Annotated in this window: 19 protein-coding genes; 4 read left to right on the forward strand and 15 right to left on the reverse strand. The window is 62.6% G+C overall.

Annotation, left to right across the window (positions count from 1 at the left end; translation table 11 throughout):
• Positions 1 to 27 precede the first annotated feature (27 nt).
• The 8 genes from VI340_RS16300 to VI340_RS16335 all read right to left on the reverse strand — a co-directional run bounded on the left by VI340_RS16300 (position 28) and on the right by VI340_RS16335 (position 6,357).
• Positions 28 to 1,452 carry an FAD-dependent oxidoreductase gene (locus VI340_RS16300; RefSeq protein ID WP_336358761.1) on the reverse strand — a complete coding sequence of 475 codons (1,425 nt, stop codon included), beginning with the start codon at positions 1,450 to 1,452 and terminating at the stop codon, positions 28 to 30.
• A 182-nt stretch (positions 1,453 to 1,634) separates the two neighbouring features.
• Entirely contained in the window at positions 1,635 to 2,420 is a 786-nt protein-coding gene (locus tag VI340_RS16305) for a sulfite exporter TauE/SafE family protein (RefSeq protein WP_336358762.1), read from the reverse strand.
• Positions 2,421 to 2,569: 149 nt separating this feature from the next.
• Positions 2,570 to 2,926, reverse strand: coding sequence for a hypothetical protein (locus tag VI340_RS16310; RefSeq protein WP_336358763.1), 357 nt, complete (start codon positions 2,924 to 2,926; stop codon positions 2,570 to 2,572).
• Positions 2,927 to 3,067: 141 nt separating this feature from the next.
• A complete protein-coding gene (trxA, locus tag VI340_RS16315; RefSeq protein WP_008311811.1) occupies positions 3,068 to 3,427 on the reverse strand; it encodes a thioredoxin in 360 nt (119 codons plus the stop codon).
• A gap of 160 nt (positions 3,428 to 3,587) precedes the next feature.
• Complete coding sequence (locus tag VI340_RS16320; protein WP_008311813.1) at positions 3,588 to 3,992, reverse strand: helix-turn-helix domain-containing protein; 405 nt, start codon at positions 3,990 to 3,992, stop codon at positions 3,588 to 3,590.
• Between the two features lie 143 nt (positions 3,993 to 4,135).
• Positions 4,136 to 4,597 (reverse strand): YeeE/YedE family protein, encoded by a 462-nt coding sequence (locus VI340_RS16325; RefSeq protein ID WP_336358764.1) that lies wholly within the window; start codon positions 4,595 to 4,597, stop codon positions 4,136 to 4,138.
• A 66-nt stretch (positions 4,598 to 4,663) separates the two neighbouring features.
• Positions 4,664 to 5,155: a YeeE/YedE family protein gene (locus tag VI340_RS16330; RefSeq protein ID WP_014031054.1), complete on the reverse strand. Its 492-nt coding sequence runs from the start codon at positions 5,153 to 5,155 to the stop codon at positions 4,664 to 4,666.
• An 8-nt stretch (positions 5,156 to 5,163) separates the two neighbouring features.
• Positions 5,164 to 6,357, reverse strand: coding sequence for an MBL fold metallo-hydrolase (locus VI340_RS16335; protein WP_336358765.1), 1,194 nt, complete (start codon positions 6,355 to 6,357; stop codon positions 5,164 to 5,166).
• 248 nt (positions 6,358 to 6,605) lie between these two features.
• On the opposite strand from VI340_RS16335, the gene VI340_RS16340 reads away from it, so the two are divergent.
• Positions 6,606 to 6,851 (forward strand): sulfurtransferase TusA family protein, encoded by a 246-nt coding sequence (locus VI340_RS16340; protein WP_008311821.1) that lies wholly within the window; start codon positions 6,606 to 6,608, stop codon positions 6,849 to 6,851.
• A gap of 2 nt (positions 6,852 to 6,853) precedes the next feature.
• Positions 6,854 to 7,426, forward strand: a complete 573-nt coding sequence (locus VI340_RS16345) for a DsrE/DsrF/DrsH-like family protein (RefSeq protein WP_008311823.1) — start codon at positions 6,854 to 6,856, stop codon at positions 7,424 to 7,426.
• A 36-nt stretch (positions 7,427 to 7,462) separates the two neighbouring features.
• Here the strand turns inward: VI340_RS16345 and VI340_RS16350 are convergent, their stop codons facing one another.
• The 7 genes from VI340_RS16350 to trxA (VI340_RS16380) all read right to left on the reverse strand — a co-directional run bounded on the left by VI340_RS16350 (position 7,463) and on the right by trxA (VI340_RS16380) (position 12,455).
• On the reverse strand, positions 7,463 to 8,089 hold the full coding sequence (locus VI340_RS16350) for a DUF1641 domain-containing protein (protein ID WP_336358766.1): 627 nt from the start codon (positions 8,087 to 8,089) through the stop codon (positions 7,463 to 7,465).
• A 2-nt stretch (positions 8,090 to 8,091) separates the two neighbouring features.
• On the reverse strand, positions 8,092 to 9,237 hold the full coding sequence (locus tag VI340_RS16355) for an NAD(P)/FAD-dependent oxidoreductase (RefSeq protein ID WP_336358767.1): 1,146 nt from the start codon (positions 9,235 to 9,237) through the stop codon (positions 8,092 to 8,094).
• Positions 9,234 to 9,470 carry a sulfurtransferase TusA family protein gene (locus VI340_RS16360; protein WP_336330140.1) on the reverse strand — a complete coding sequence of 79 codons (237 nt, stop codon included), beginning with the start codon at positions 9,468 to 9,470 and terminating at the stop codon, positions 9,234 to 9,236. Before VI340_RS16360 ends, VI340_RS16355 begins: the two co-directional genes overlap by 4 nt.
• A 146-nt stretch (positions 9,471 to 9,616) precedes the next feature.
• Positions 9,617 to 10,210 carry a class I SAM-dependent methyltransferase gene (locus VI340_RS16365; protein WP_336330139.1) on the reverse strand — a complete coding sequence of 198 codons (594 nt, stop codon included), beginning with the start codon at positions 10,208 to 10,210 and terminating at the stop codon, positions 9,617 to 9,619.
• Between the two features lie 2 nt (positions 10,211 to 10,212).
• On the reverse strand, positions 10,213 to 10,437 hold the full coding sequence (locus tag VI340_RS16370) for a YgaP family membrane protein (protein WP_442905023.1): 225 nt from the start codon (positions 10,435 to 10,437) through the stop codon (positions 10,213 to 10,215).
• 88 nt (positions 10,438 to 10,525) lie between these two features.
• The gene (locus VI340_RS16375) at positions 10,526 to 11,776 is read right to left on the reverse strand and encodes a M20 family metallopeptidase (RefSeq protein WP_336358768.1); all 1,251 of its coding nucleotides are present in this window, start codon (positions 11,774 to 11,776) and stop codon (positions 10,526 to 10,528) included.
• A gap of 265 nt (positions 11,777 to 12,041) precedes the next feature.
• A complete protein-coding gene (trxA, locus tag VI340_RS16380) occupies positions 12,042 to 12,455 on the reverse strand; it encodes a thioredoxin (RefSeq protein WP_336330136.1) in 414 nt (137 codons plus the stop codon).
• 455 nt (positions 12,456 to 12,910) lie between these two features.
• Here trxA (VI340_RS16380) and VI340_RS16385 point away from each other — a divergent pair, with 455 nt between their 5' ends.
• Both VI340_RS16385 and VI340_RS16390 read left to right on the forward strand, forming a co-directional pair.
• Positions 12,911 to 13,351, forward strand: coding sequence for a DUF302 domain-containing protein (locus VI340_RS16385; RefSeq protein ID WP_008311833.1), 441 nt, complete (start codon positions 12,911 to 12,913; stop codon positions 13,349 to 13,351).
• Between the two features lies 1 nt (position 13,352).
• Positions 13,353 to 13,913, forward strand: a complete 561-nt coding sequence (locus tag VI340_RS16390) for a class I SAM-dependent methyltransferase (RefSeq protein WP_008311834.1) — start codon at positions 13,353 to 13,355, stop codon at positions 13,911 to 13,913.
• Positions 13,914 to 13,998: the final 85 nt, after the last annotated feature.

Genomic DNA, 13,998 nt, shown 5'->3' on the forward strand with positions numbered 1-13,998 from the left:
CTCGAAAAGCCGTCTACCGTACCGCTCTCAATCCAGTTGTCCGCTGAGCACTTTGGCGGCGACCAGCACCGGGTCCCAGACGGGGCTGAACGGCGGCGCGTACGCCAGGTCCAGCCGTTCGAGTTCGTCGATGGTCATGTCCCCCTCGATGGCCGTCGCGAGCGTGTCGATACGTATCGCCGCCCGGTCTTCCCCGACGATTGCGCCGCCCAGTAGGCGACCGCTCTCCCGGTCGGCGACGAGCGTCACGTCGGTGTCGTCGCCGCCGGGGTAGTACCCCGACCGGGAGCCGGCCGTGACTGTCTTCGACACCGGGTCGAAGCCGTTAGCGCTGGCCTGCTCGTGGTCGAGGAGGCCGACGCGACCGCATTCGAGGTCGAACGCCTTCACGACGGCTGTCCCGGCGATGTTTCCGACGGGCGAGGGGTCGCCGGCGACGGTCTGCCCGATTGCGCGACCGGCCCGGTTCGCGGTCAGTCCGAGTGGGACCCAGTCAGGCTCGCCAGTCACGGTGTGGCTGTCCTCGGCACAGTCCCCGGCGGCGTAGACGCCGTCGACACTCGTCGCACCGTACTCGTCGACCGCTATCGCACCGGAGGCCCCGAGTTCGACCGGTGTGTCTTCGACGATGGCGGTGTTCGGCTTGATGCCGATACCGACAAGCGCGAGGTCTACGTCGGTGATACCGCCGTCGTGAGCGACCGACGCGACGCGCCCGCCCTCGTCGCCGACGAGTTCCTCGACGGCGGTGTTCAGATGCAGTGTCACGCCCTGTTCCCGGAGGTGATCGGCAACGCGCTCGCCAACTGCTTCCCCAAACGGCGGCAGGAGGTGGCCTGACCGCTGGAAGAGATGGGTCTCGACGTTGTGGGCTCGGAACGCTTCGGCCATCTCCACGCCGACGTAGCCGCCGCCGACGATAGCGACTCGCTCCGGTGGCTCCCAGTCGGCGTACTTCTCGACGAGTGCTGTATCGACGTACTCGATACTCGTATCGACGGCGGAGTCGCCCGGCTCAGAAAGCGCGGCGCGGACCGCGGCGGCCGAATCGAGACCGTGCATCGTGAACGCGCCGTCGAGTTCCGCCCCCGGTATCGGCCCGGTCACCGCGTGTGCGCCCGTCGCGACCAGCAGGTCGCTGTATGGCTGGCTGAACGTCCCACCGTCGTGGGCGACGGTGACCGTTTCTGCGTCGGTGTCCACGCCGACGACTTCGTGGTTTCGGCGGAGGTCGATACCGCGCTCAGACGCCTTCTCGGGCGACAGCGAGAGAAGGTCCGTCAGCCGCTCGACAGTTCCTTTCACGTAGTAGGGCGTCCCGCAGTGGGCATAGGATACCCACTCCCCTTTCTCGAAGACAATCACGTCACGGTCCGGTGCCTCACGGGTGAACTTGCTCGCGGCGCTCAGTCCGGCCGCGTCGCCACCGATGACTACGAACGGGTCCGTCATACAGACCCTCGTATCGCTGCGGTACTAATGATTGCGTGAGGGTCGGGTAACTGCGTGGGCTACTGGAAGCGATTGTGTCCGGGACGGATTCGAACCAGCCAGTCGGTCTGTCCCCTCTCCATGGTCGACCGTCACCAGCGTCTTCACGACCGAATGTGGTCGAGGAGATGCTGACTTGACTCCTACACGATTCCAAGACCACTGGCGACCAGCCTGATACCGATAACTGAAAGTAATGTCAAAACGGCGGCTCGACGGACCCGGTCACTGACAGCGGTCCTGAGTCGCTTCCCGACTGCGACACCGGCAACGGCCGGCACGGCTGCGAGAACGGACGTTCCAGCGACAACCGCGCTGGGATAGAGCCCGAAGACGCCGGCAAAAGCGACCCGCGTGACGCTAAGTCCCAGAAACACCAGCGCGACGACGCCGACGAACACGCTGTGCGAGAGGTCGAAACTCCGGAGATACGCGACGAGCTGGACGCCGACGTTCGTTCCGCCGAACAGCGCCCCCGAAACGCCGCCGATGCCGACCATCGCAAGCGGTGTCTTCCCGAGGTCGCTGTTGCCCACTGACACCCATCCGGGAAGCGGCACCCGCTGCTGGGCGGTCGCCACAAACCCCAGGGTCAGCAGGCCGAGTCCGACACGGAGCGGCGCTTCCGGGAGCCTGTCGAGTACAGCCATCCCGACAACGGTCCCGACCAGCGCCGCAGCGATGAGCGGTCCGAACCGCTGGCTACAGGTACGCAGTTCACGCCGTGAGAGGTCCCGAACCAGTGAAACGTTGACTGCGAGGATAGGGAGAATCATGAACACGACGGCGGTCGCCGGGTCGATGACCGTCGCAAGCGCCATCGTCCCGACGACGGCGAAGCCGAAGCCAGCAAGTCCGTTTGTCGCCCCAGCGACAAGGACGATGGCCGTCACTATCACGACCATTGTCCACGAGGCTGGCAGAATCATATGGTATCTTGTCCTGTGCGACTCCCACGGCGGCCCGGAACCGATTCCGGGCCGGGGAGTGGTTCTTGCGAAGTACTTACACGGCCCTGGATAAAGCCGCATCGTGTTTCGCCACGGTGGGTTCGAAGGTGACCGGTTTGCTGCCGGGATCAGAACGTGATGATTTCGTAGTCGTCGTCGACGAGCGAGCGAATGCTCGGGTGGCCGTCGTGCTCGTCCAGCGTGACGAGTCCGGAGTCGGCGACGGCGTCTTCCACGCCGAACGCACCGGAACAGTAGTCACAGACGGCCGTATCCTCTTTGACGGTCTGGTACAGTTCGTGGTAGTCGCTGTCCTCGTCTTCGAGTTCCGGAATCCACTGCGTTCCGGCCCCGTCGAAGATGAGTTCGAGGTCGTCCTCGTCGTTCTCTGCGAACTCCTTTGCGGCTTCGAGGCCGTTTGCGAGCCGGCCGAGATCCTCGTGTCCCTCTGTCCCTGCGAGGATGATGATGGCTGCTTTCGTCATTACGTAGCGTAATAGCACCCCCACTAATATATTATGAATGGGTGCGTGCGACGGCGCTGAACTCGCACCAAGTGTTTATTAATCAGTGCCACCCGGGCAGTGAATAAGTCGATATACGAGGTATCGTCTACAGATATGGCCTTATTCAGCGTAGGATTCGATGAGCGCTCGGAGCGCTTCTTCTCCTTCCAGGCCGACGACTTCCTCTACCTGCTCGCCATTGGCGAACAGGATGAGCGTCGGCACGCCCCGGACGCCGTACGACTGTGCGAGTTGCTGGTTCGCGTCGACATCGACTTTGGCGACGGTCGCGCCGGTCTCTGCGGCCAGCGTCTCGACGATCGGTTCGAGCATCTGGCACGGGCCACACCAGTCGGCATAGAAATCCGTGAGGACGACGTCGTGCTTGTCGACGACATCGTCGAGATGGTCCGTTCCGTCGATGTGAAGCGGTTCGTCCGTCGTAGTCGTCCCGGCGTCGGATGCAGTATCAGTTGCCATCAACAGACTATACGCGTCAGCGCCAAATAAAGGTTTGCACAAAATATACAATACTGTGAAACACTATTTGCAAGCCAGTGGTAGCGGGATATCTATTCGCGCAGGCGCAGAAATCGGCTCGGCTCGTGAGCTACAGAGTGTAATAGAGAGAACGGCGGCGTTAGCTCTCGACAGTCGGGGCCGAGGACTCGGACTGTTCGTACTTGTTCTCGAACTCCTGAATCAGTTGGCCCATCTTCGCGTACCAGTCGTTGAGCATGCGCTGCATCTCGTCTGCGATCTGGGACGGGTCCGTCGGCGAGTAGACGTGGTAGTAGCCGCCCTGGTCGTAGTTGATCTGGTCTTTCTCGATAAAGCCCGTCTGGAGGAGTCGCTGGACGGCGCGATACGCGGTCGAGCGCTCCCGGTCGACTGCCTCGGCGAGTTCGTCGACGGTCAGTGGTTCGTCAGCCTCGACGAGCGCTCGAAAGCACTCCTTGTCGAGTTCTTTGAGCCCGTGGAAACACTCTAACAGCCCCTCACACTGCATATCCCGGCGGAGTTGTTCAGACATCGAATCTGGCATCGTTATCACTGTTCTGTAGCCACTACGCGGTAATAAGACTTGTGTACGGTTCGCACAAATGCATGCACGATCCGGCAAAAACTGCCCTCGAGTGAGCGGTCAACGCCGTTCACCTCACAGCCGACACACACGCCCGCGAACGGTTAGTCTGCGCCCGTCACGGCTGTATCGCGGGTCTCGCTCCGGGTTCGCCAGTAGCCCTGGAGATATGCGCCGAGAAACATCCCGGCGAGCGCCCAGAGGATGGTGACGTTACCGATACCGAGGCTCGCGTAGGCGGCCCCCGGACAGATACCGGACAGTCCCCAGCCGACGCCGAAGATGGCACCGCCGACCAGGACGTTCCGGTCGAAGGACTTCAGACGCCGTTCGAAGGTGTCTCCGGTCAGCGGCGCGCGGCCGAGGAGGCGGGGTGCGAGAACGAAGGCCACCCCTGTCACGGCAGCGCCGCCGAACATCACGAACACCAGCCCGAAGTCCTCGAATTGGAGGAAGTCAAGGACGACTTCCGGGCGCGCCATGTGGCTGTACGCGAGTCCGAACCCGAAGATGAGCCCGCCGACGAGAATCAGCGGCATGAACGCGGGGTGGCGGTCGTCACTCATGTGTCGCTCCCTCCGGTCGCTCCCGGTCGCTCGCTTCAGACTCTTGCTCCGCTCGTGTCTCGCAGCTCACGGACTCACCCCCAGTGCCGAAACCAGTTGTGCGGTGATGATGGCGACGGCGAGGAACGTCAGGACGCCGGCGATCGACGTTTTCGACGCCGAGCCGACGCCACAGACGCCGTGGCCTGACGTGCAGCCCTTGCCGACGCGTGTCCCGATGCCGACGAATACCCCGCCGAGGAGGAGTCGCCACGGCTGGACGTCCGTGGTCCACGCGCCGCCCTGATAGACGACCGCGTACACGGCCGCCCCGAGGATGATGCCGAGCGTGAACACGACGCGCCAGTCACGGGAGCTGACGTACTGCTGGAACCGGGACCGGTCCGAGACGTACGACAGCGTCGACTCCAAAAACGTGCTCGCGCCGGCGCTGATGCCGGTTCCGAGGTAGATGACGACAGTCCCGAGCCCCACCAGCAAGCCACCGACGGCGTAGCGACTGATGCCGTTCGGAAACAGTTCGGCGGTTGCCTGCAGTGGAAGTGCCTCAATCACCATTGGCGTCGTTAGTCACCCGCAAGGGATTCCTGGCTAGCGGCGCAGTTGTTCGGCCCGAGTTCCAGGGTGAATGCTTCCTCATCGTCGACGGCGTTCTGCCCGAGGTTCGTCGCGATAATCTCCTCGTAGTTGGCCGGCCGCGGCGGCATATCCGAGAGGACGAGCTCGACGAACGCGTCCTTGTCCACGGTGAGCGCGTCCATCTCTTCGACGAGCGCACCGATTGGGGCGGTAAATGTGCCGTCCTCGGCGGGTTCGGCCGCGTCGCTGAAGTGCGCGCCGCCGACCAGCGTGTCGTCGGGCAGGGTCAGCACGCGCTCTTGAAGCGACTCGTAGAGCATACGCGCGGCTTCAGGCGCGCCCTCGTCGCCCTCTTCGAGGTCGGGGCGAGCGACGCTCTCGATGAAGAGCCCGTCACCGGTCGCGAGCAGGCTTCCGTCGACGAGATAAGAGGTCATCCCGGTCGTATGGCCGGGCGTGGAGACTGTCTCGATAGTCGCGTCGCCGACCTGGAACGTGTCGCCGTCCTCGGCGGTCGTCAGGTCGTCAGCATAGGTGACGCCGCGGTCGACAGCGGCCTCCGGGATGACGCCCTCGACGCCCTCAGCGTCGAGGTTACGAACACCGGAGATGTGGTCGGCGTGGATGTGCGTATCGAGGGCGTACTGCAGGTCGACACCGAGTTCAGCGGCGTCGTCGAGGTAGCGGTCGGTGAACGCGCGCAACGGGTCGATGATAGCGGCTTCGCCGTCGTCGTAGAGGAGATAGCCGAGACAACCAGAGGACGGGCGCTGGTACTGGAGGAGCGTGCCGGCGCCGTCGTAGCGTTCGACTTCGACGGCCTCGTAGATGCTCGCCCATCCGTTCATGCCGTCTTCGAGATGGTTGACGTCGTAGCCGTGTTCCGCGAGCGTGCCCGCGACGTACTCGCTTGCGCCGCCTTTCGCACACAGGACAGTCACTTCGTGGTCGTCGGGGATCTGAGCGAGGACGTCGCCGTCGATGTCGTCCTCGAGGAACTCGAAGTATGGGATGTTGAGCGAGGTGACGTTCTCACCGTCGATACGCCACTCGTCGTAGTCCGATTGCATACGCGCGTCGAGAAGCGTCACGTTCTCACCGGCGTCGATGCGGTCTTTGAGCGATTCCGGATCGGTCGTTTCTACGTCGGCGTCCGGCGTCGGAAAGTCGTCAGCGTTCATTTTGTGCACTCGTTTCTACCGGGCGGACGCACAAAAGCATTTGCATAGTAGTCCACATTCTAAACAATACTATTGGCCAAATAAACCCACGAGTAAATTAAATATAGCCTGAATTAGCATATTAGGGCACTTGAGGCCGGAAATCTGATCAGTAGTTGTTTGCTGAACTTACAAGAATCGACAATCTTTTACTTGGCCGGGCGGTATTGTGCGTTAGCTCCAAGACAACTCAACGGAGCGAATAACCAATGAACGCTGAATTCGATATCGCGGAGACGCTCGACGTGAAAGGTGCATCGTGTCCCATGCCAGTGGTGAAGACGAAGTCGGCTATCGACGACCTCGCCGAGGGTGACGTCCTCGAAGTGCTGGCGACCGACCCCGGGAGTATGAGCGACATCGACGGCTGGGCCGCCGGCACTGCGGGCGTCGAACTCGTCGATCAGGAAGAGGGCGACGACGTGTACAAGCACTACGTCCGCAAGACGGAGTAACGATGAGCACGGACACACCAGACGCGCCGTCCGACGACACGCCCTCGCGTGCGGAACTGGCCGCTCGCGTGGACGAGCTGGAAGACGCGCTCGCGGAGGCTACCAGTGAGGACGACACGAAGAAGATGAGCATCATCGCGACGAAGGGGACGCTGGACATGGCGTACCCGCCGCTCATCCTCGCCAGCACCGCCGCTGCGTTCGGCTACGAGGTGACCGTCTTCCACACGTTCTGGGGGTTAGATATCCTCCACGAGGAGCGTTCGAAAAACCTCAAACTGAGCTCCGTCGGGAACCCGAACATGCCGATGCCGAACGCGGTCGCCGCGATTCCCGGCATGGACCGCGTAACGACGAAGATGATGGAAAAGCGCATCGCGAACAACGACACCGCCACCATCGAGGAGCTGCTGGAGACGAGCCTCGACATGGGTGTGGAGTTCCAGGCCTGTCAGATGACCATCGATCTGATGGACTACGACGAGGACGACTTCTACGACGGCGTCACCACGGGCGTCGGCGCTGCGACAGCGCTTCAGGATATGGCTGACGCCGATATCCAACTTCTCGTTTGAAACGACTAATCGCGTACAGGTAGCTGCGGCGGACAACTATTCTGTCTTTCCCTCGGCGCGCTCACGGCCGACTGCGCCGGCAAGCGCCAGCAAGTAACCGAGCCCGTACTGAACGTCCGGGTCGCGTAGCCCGCGAAGCAATCCGACGGGACCGACCGGCTCGGCCGGTTCGCGCTCCGCTTCACCGAGGCTCGCCAGTAGCGTCTCGATACCGTCGCGGGTGTCGTCGTCCGCAGCCGTCTGTGCGACTTCGCCGAGCGCGGCACCAGTACCGGCCAGCGACGTGACCATCTCGTCGTCGAGCGCGGCGGTCGCCAGCGAGCCGACTTCGGCGAGTTCGGCCAGTTCGTCGAGCGTGCCGCTTCGCTGGAGCGCGAGCAGGGTTTCGAGCGCGTCCTGCAACTCGTCGCCGTTCTCACCGACGGTCTCGGCCAGGGCGACGGTCTCGTCGGTCGCAAGCCCGTCTGCGGACTCGGCGAGCGTCGAGCCCGTGGCAGAGAGCTCACGCACCATCTCGTCGGAGAGCGCACTCTCGCCCAGCGAGAGGACGTCCAGGAGTTCGTTGACGGCGTCGAGATGTTCGACGAACTCGGCGACGGCTTCGGGGTTCTGCTGGATCGCCGCTTCGAGATCGGTCTGCTCGGAGACCTGCTCTCCGGACATGGTCAGAGCAACCCCCGTGCGGTGAGCCAGTAGGACTCGTTGTACGCCAGTTTCGACCAGTGGAGTTTCTCGGAGGGCGGTGCAGGCGACGGCTGGTTCTCGTAGTCGAACTCGACGAACGACGCCGCGTGCATCCCCGTTTCGATGAAACACAGCGTCTTCCCGTCGTAGGTCGCTGTTGCCGGACGGCCGCGGATTTCACTGGCGAGGCGCTGCCCGACGACGCCGGCCTGGTAGTGGGCGACGCTGCCCGCGTTCGGGACGCCGGTGTCGGCGGTATCACCGAGCGCGTAAACGTTGTCGGCGGCCGCGGCTTCGAGCGTGTGCTTGTCGACGTCGACCCAGCCGTCGTCGCCAAGCCCCGCCTCCTCGATGAGGTCGATACCGCCGTGGGGCGGAATCGTCACGAGGAGGTCGTAGTCGAGTTCGGTCCCCTCCATCGAGACGAGCGTCTCCGAGTCCGGGTCGACCGCCTCGGCGTTGAAGAACGTCTCGACCTCGATGTCGCGTTCGTCCATAATCGGCCGGGCCCACTCGGCGATCTGGGGGTTGCCGTGGACGCGCTGGATCGGGTACGTGTAGGTGATGTCGACCTCGTCGCGGAGCCCGCGCTCGCGGAACCAGTCGTCGGTCATGAAGACGAATTCGAGTGGCGCCGCCGGACACATATGCGGCGAGCCGATGACGCTCAACACGAGGTGCCCCTCGGTGAACCCAAGCAGTTCGTCACGGAGGGCGGTCGAGCCCGACTCGCTGTAGTAATCGTGCCCGCCGTCCGCGAGGCCAGGAATCTGTTCGGGCTCTAGCGTCGACCCGGTCGCCAGCACGAGGTAGTCGTAGCCGACTGACGGGGCAGTGCCGTCGAACTGCAGTCGCTGGGCTTCGGTGTCGATTTCGGTCACGCGGTCGATTCGAAGGTCGACGGCGTCGCCGACGAGCTCGTCGAGCGGTCGCCGACCGTCGTCCGGTTCACGTTGTCCGAACGGCACGTACAGCCAGACCGGCTTGTACACGTGGTCAGGCCCGTCGTTGACCAGCGTGATTCGGACGTCGCCGGCGTCAAGTTCAGGGTCGAGTCGGTCGGCGAGGTCGTTCGCGAGGACGGTGCCACCGGTCCCGCCACCGACGATGACGACGTGCTCGGTCATGCTTTCTCCACGTAGAACGCGTTGTGGTCGTCGAGTTCCTTGACGGCGAGCAGTTCGTTGCCGGCCTCTTCGGCCCATTCCGGAACGTCGGTGAGCGACTGGTCGGTGTCGCTCAGGAGCCGAACCACGTCACCGGCTTCGGCATCTCGGATCTGTCCGATGAGGTCCATCAGCGGACCGGGACAGGCCGCGCCTCGGGCGTCGACGGTCTCGTCAGGTTCGATGTCAGTCATGGGAGTCTCACAGGTGGTAGTTGGGGCTCACCCGTATTAGTATTGTGCGAAAATTCCAAGATTGTGAAAAAGATGGGTCCGACGCAGTGGAGCAAGCGTATCGAACGTACGGCGAGTACGGAACCGCCGGGAGCGCGCCGCTATCTCTATCGGGTAAACACGAGGGCGTAGTGGTACGGCGGGAGTTCGACCTGCCGCTCAAGCGTGAACTCCGACGCCGAGAGCACTGCGTCCTCGGTTTCCTCGGGTGTCATCCGAAGCGCTGTCGGCGGCCCTCGCGGTTCGCCTGCAACGGTCGTGGTTTCGCGCGGACGGTCGTGCCAGTTCACGACGAGTAGGCTCCCGCCAGCCTCAATCGCCCGGAATGCCTGCCGAATAAAGCCTGGCTGGTCGTCGACGCCGTGCAACGTGTTTGCCACCACGAGCGTGTCGACGCGGGCAGGGAGCGCCGAAGGTAGGTTCCGGGCATCGCCGTGGATCGGATCGACGTTCTCGATCCCCTGTTGGTCGGCGAGATCTTCGAGTTCGTCGAGGAGGGCCACATCCAGATCGAGCGCGTACACCGGCTCGGGCTCGACGATGCGGGCGGCTGGGAGCGCAAAGTACCCGCTTCCACAGCCGACCTCGGCGACCGACTCGCCGGACTCGACACCAAGTGTCCGGAGCGTCGCGCCGGGCGTCGGCCAGAGTTTGCTCCACCAGTCCCAGTCGGGCTGGCCGGTGTTCTGGAACCGGTCCATCCCTAGCGGGAACCCGTCGTGTCGATACCCACCAGTCGGTACAGGAGGCACATCCGGACGAGGCCAGTCGCGATGAGGACGACACCCAGCAGTGTCGCGACCGCGCCGACCGTCGTTCCGAAGCCCAGCAGACCGCCGAGCGTCGCCAGTCCAACAACTGCCAGCACGAGGCCAACAGCGATGCGGGTCAGTCTATCAGTCGCTCCAATATTGTTCTCCATACCCATAGGTACGCAATACATCTACCTAAGTCTTACTCGATGCACGCTGGCCACCAGAGCAGTCGCGCCGACAAAATCACACCGCAACGGACTGCTACGGTGCTGTCTGTGACGCCCACGTTGCCGGCAGTCTCGTGTAGACGGCTGCATTGTCGACAAGCACATCGACCGGGACGTACTCGTTGGGGGCGTGGACGGTGTCGGTTCCGAGCGCGAACTCGACAGTCGGGATACCCGCGTTCCGGAGCGTCTTGGCGTCGCCGCCGCCCGTGGCACTCCGGCCGAAGACGCGTTCACCTGTGATGTCCGCCGCCGTCGACGTGACAGCTTCGACGAGCGGGCTGTCAGACTCCTCGGCAGTCCCGACGCTCCAGGAGACATCTGTAATCGTAATCCCCTCGCAGTCGGCGACACAGGACCGGATGTCCGAGAGTACGTCGGGCGTCTCAACCCCGGCGGTCAATCGGATGTCGATTTCGGCGCGGGCGGACTGCGGAACACTGTTTACCGCGTCGCCACCTTCGAAAATGCCGAGGTTTATCGTGGGGTACCGGAACAGATCCCGCGCGACATCTTCACCCAGCGATGGGGCGTAGTATTCGACCGACTCGTCGACGATCGGTTCCACTTCGGGAGCGATATCGAGTCGTCTAGAGCCAAAGCGGTCACGCAGCGTCTCGACGGCGTCGTAGAGTCGGTCGACCGCGTTGATGCCCAGCATCGGCCGGGAACCGTGGGCCCCCTCGCCGCTGGCTTCGAGCGTCAACCAGATGCTGCCCCGGTCAGCAACCGTGACGGAGTGCCGGCCCGCCTCGCAGGTCGGTTCGCCGATCACGCACGCGTCCGCGTCGAGTTTCCCGGCCTCCAGCAGCGCGGGAAGGCCGGCGTCACCGCCCACTTCCTCGTCGCTCACAAAGGCAAACAGGAGCGTGACAGGCGGTTCAGCGTCGGTTGCGGCGAAAGCCTGGATGGCAAGCAGCATCGACGCCACGGCACCTTTCATATCGGTCGCGCCGCGGCCGTACACGCGGTCGTCGACGCGCTCGCCGAGCGGAGCGTGAGTCCACGCGTCGGCCTCGAAGGGAACCGTATCGAGATGCCCGTTGTACAGCAGCGTTCGGTCCGACTCGCCGGGAATCCGAACGAGCAGGTTGGGCTTCGCCGGGTCGACTGCGAACCGCTCGACGTCGACCGGCAGCGGGTCGAGGAACTCCTCGATATCGGTCACAATCGCACGCGTATCCCCGGGCGGGTTCGACGTGTCTATCGCCAGGAGGTCGAGGGCGAGTGTGACCAGTTCCTCGCGGTGGTCTCGAACGTAGGCGAGGGGAGCAGCGGGGCTCATGTGTGGCCGAATATACCGTTAACGACCTTTGCTGTCGTCCAGACCGTTTCTGGGTGGGTGAAGACCAACGTCATATCTTATAATAGAACCAGTGTGCGCAAAAGTATTTCGCAGATATTACAATACTATGTGGTATTATACGTGGAGCCCGCCTGTGGAGAGAAACGACTACAGAACGGAGTCCAGATGAACCGCTACGAGTCCCCTACGCTTGTGAGACGGGATTTGCCTCCGTTTCTCTCATGTAAACTCGCTACCGCCCGAATCACGCGTACTTTTCGATTACGGCACGCAGTTGTGATTCGTCCTGCATTCCGACGAGTCGCTCGACCGGCTCCCCGTCGGCAAACAGAAGCAGCGTCGGGACTCCCCGAACGCCGTACTCGGCGGCGAGCTCCTGGTTCGCGTCGACGTCGATTTTCGCCACTGTCGTGGCGGTCTCGGCCGCGACGGTTTCGACGACGGGTTCGAGCATCTGGCACGGCCCACACCAGTCGGCGTAGAAGTCGACCAGAACCACGTCGTGATCGGTAGTCGTGTCGGACAACTCGGCTTTTCCATCGACCGTAATCGGTTCGGAGGGGTCTCCTGATTCAGATTCGTTGGTACTACCCGAATCTCCCCGGGTACGAAGCTCGTCCAGTTTTTGTCGTCTGATCTCCTCTAGATCGTCAGTCATCACTCCGACATTCGGACCGGGTCGACTTATTTATTTTGTACACCCTTTGCAATACTGAGTTGCACTGCGGGAGTCTATACGAGAGTCAAGAGTTGGACCTGACCAGCAGTCGATTCCCACCCTCGGCATCACAGCCGTCGGTTCTCTCAAACGGTAACCGGGACAGGCCAGTCTCATATATGACAACAAGTCGGTGTGGCCTATCGTGTGGGGTTCACAGGTAGAATTGCCTCAGTACCCGTGGAAGTGGTCGGTAATGGCGTACTTTACTAGCCATTTGATAGCCACATCATTTCCGAAGTACCACATAACAAGACATACTCCGCCGACGAGCTACGGTTGCAATATCGACGAGTAACGACCCTCCTGCTCGATCCGGAACTCGAAAATTCGCTCCGCCCCTCCGACAGCATATCCGAAGAGACTTTGCTCTGTAGGCACAATACAACACACGAATGGTACTCCCAATCGACCCGAGCCAGATCGACCCCGAAGACATCGGCGAACAACAGGCGACGCTCGAAATGAGTCACGAAGACGCCATCGAACACGTCCGAGACGTGTTCACCGACGCCGGATTCGGTGTCCCCGTCGAGTTCTCGCCCTCCGATATGCTCAACGAGAAGATCGATGCGGACCGTGACCCCTACTACGTGTTGGGGGCCTGTAACCCCGAAGTCGCTGACCGCGCTCTCGATGCGACAGACAACAAACTCGGTGCGCTCATGGCCTGTAACGTCGTCATCTGGGAGGAAGAACCCGGACAACAGCGCGTCTATCACGTCTCGATTATGCGTATCGCCCGCCTCGTCGGGATGGCTCCCGACAACGAGGAGATGGCGGACATCGTCGCCGACACCGGCGAAATCGTCGATGAGGCGTTCCAGAACCTCTAATATGGGGTATCACACGTTCGACGCCGGCCGGGCCGACAAACTCGAAGACGCTCAGCAACGGTACCGCTCTCTCTCTGCAGAAGAGTTGCACTGGGCGCTCTCACCCGACAGTGACGAGACGGTCGCGGACCTCGGGAGCGGGACTGGATTCTACACCGACGACATCGCACCGGCCGTCGAATCAGTGTACGCTGTCGACATCCAGGAAGCGATGCACGACTACTATCGGGAGAAAGGCGTCCCTGACAACGTCGACCTCGTGACGAGTGCGGTCGACGACCTCCCGTTCGATACCGGCAGTCTCGACGGGGCGTTCTCGACGATGACGTACCACGAGTTCGCTAGCGACGGGGCGCTGAACGAGGTCGCACGGGTACTCAACTCGGGTGGGACGTTCGCCATCGCTGATTGGGCGGCTTCCGGCAGCGGTCGCAACGGCCCGCCCGTCGACGAACGGTTTTCCGCCGCCGAGGCAACGGACGCGCTCCGCCAACACGGATTCACAATCGAGTTCGAGGCGGTGCGACCGGAGACGTTTCTGCTCGTTGCGAGTGCCGAATAACAGAACTGGCTACTGGTCACGTCATTTTTGTATGGCCGAGTGCAGCGCGGAGCCTCCGTGTCAAGGGACCGCCGTCGTGGGTCGG

It is taken from the genome of Haloarcula sp. CGMCC 1.6347 (genome assembly GCF_037078395.1).
Classification (GTDB): domain Archaea; phylum Halobacteriota; class Halobacteria; order Halobacteriales; family Haloarculaceae; genus Haloarcula; species Haloarcula amylolytica.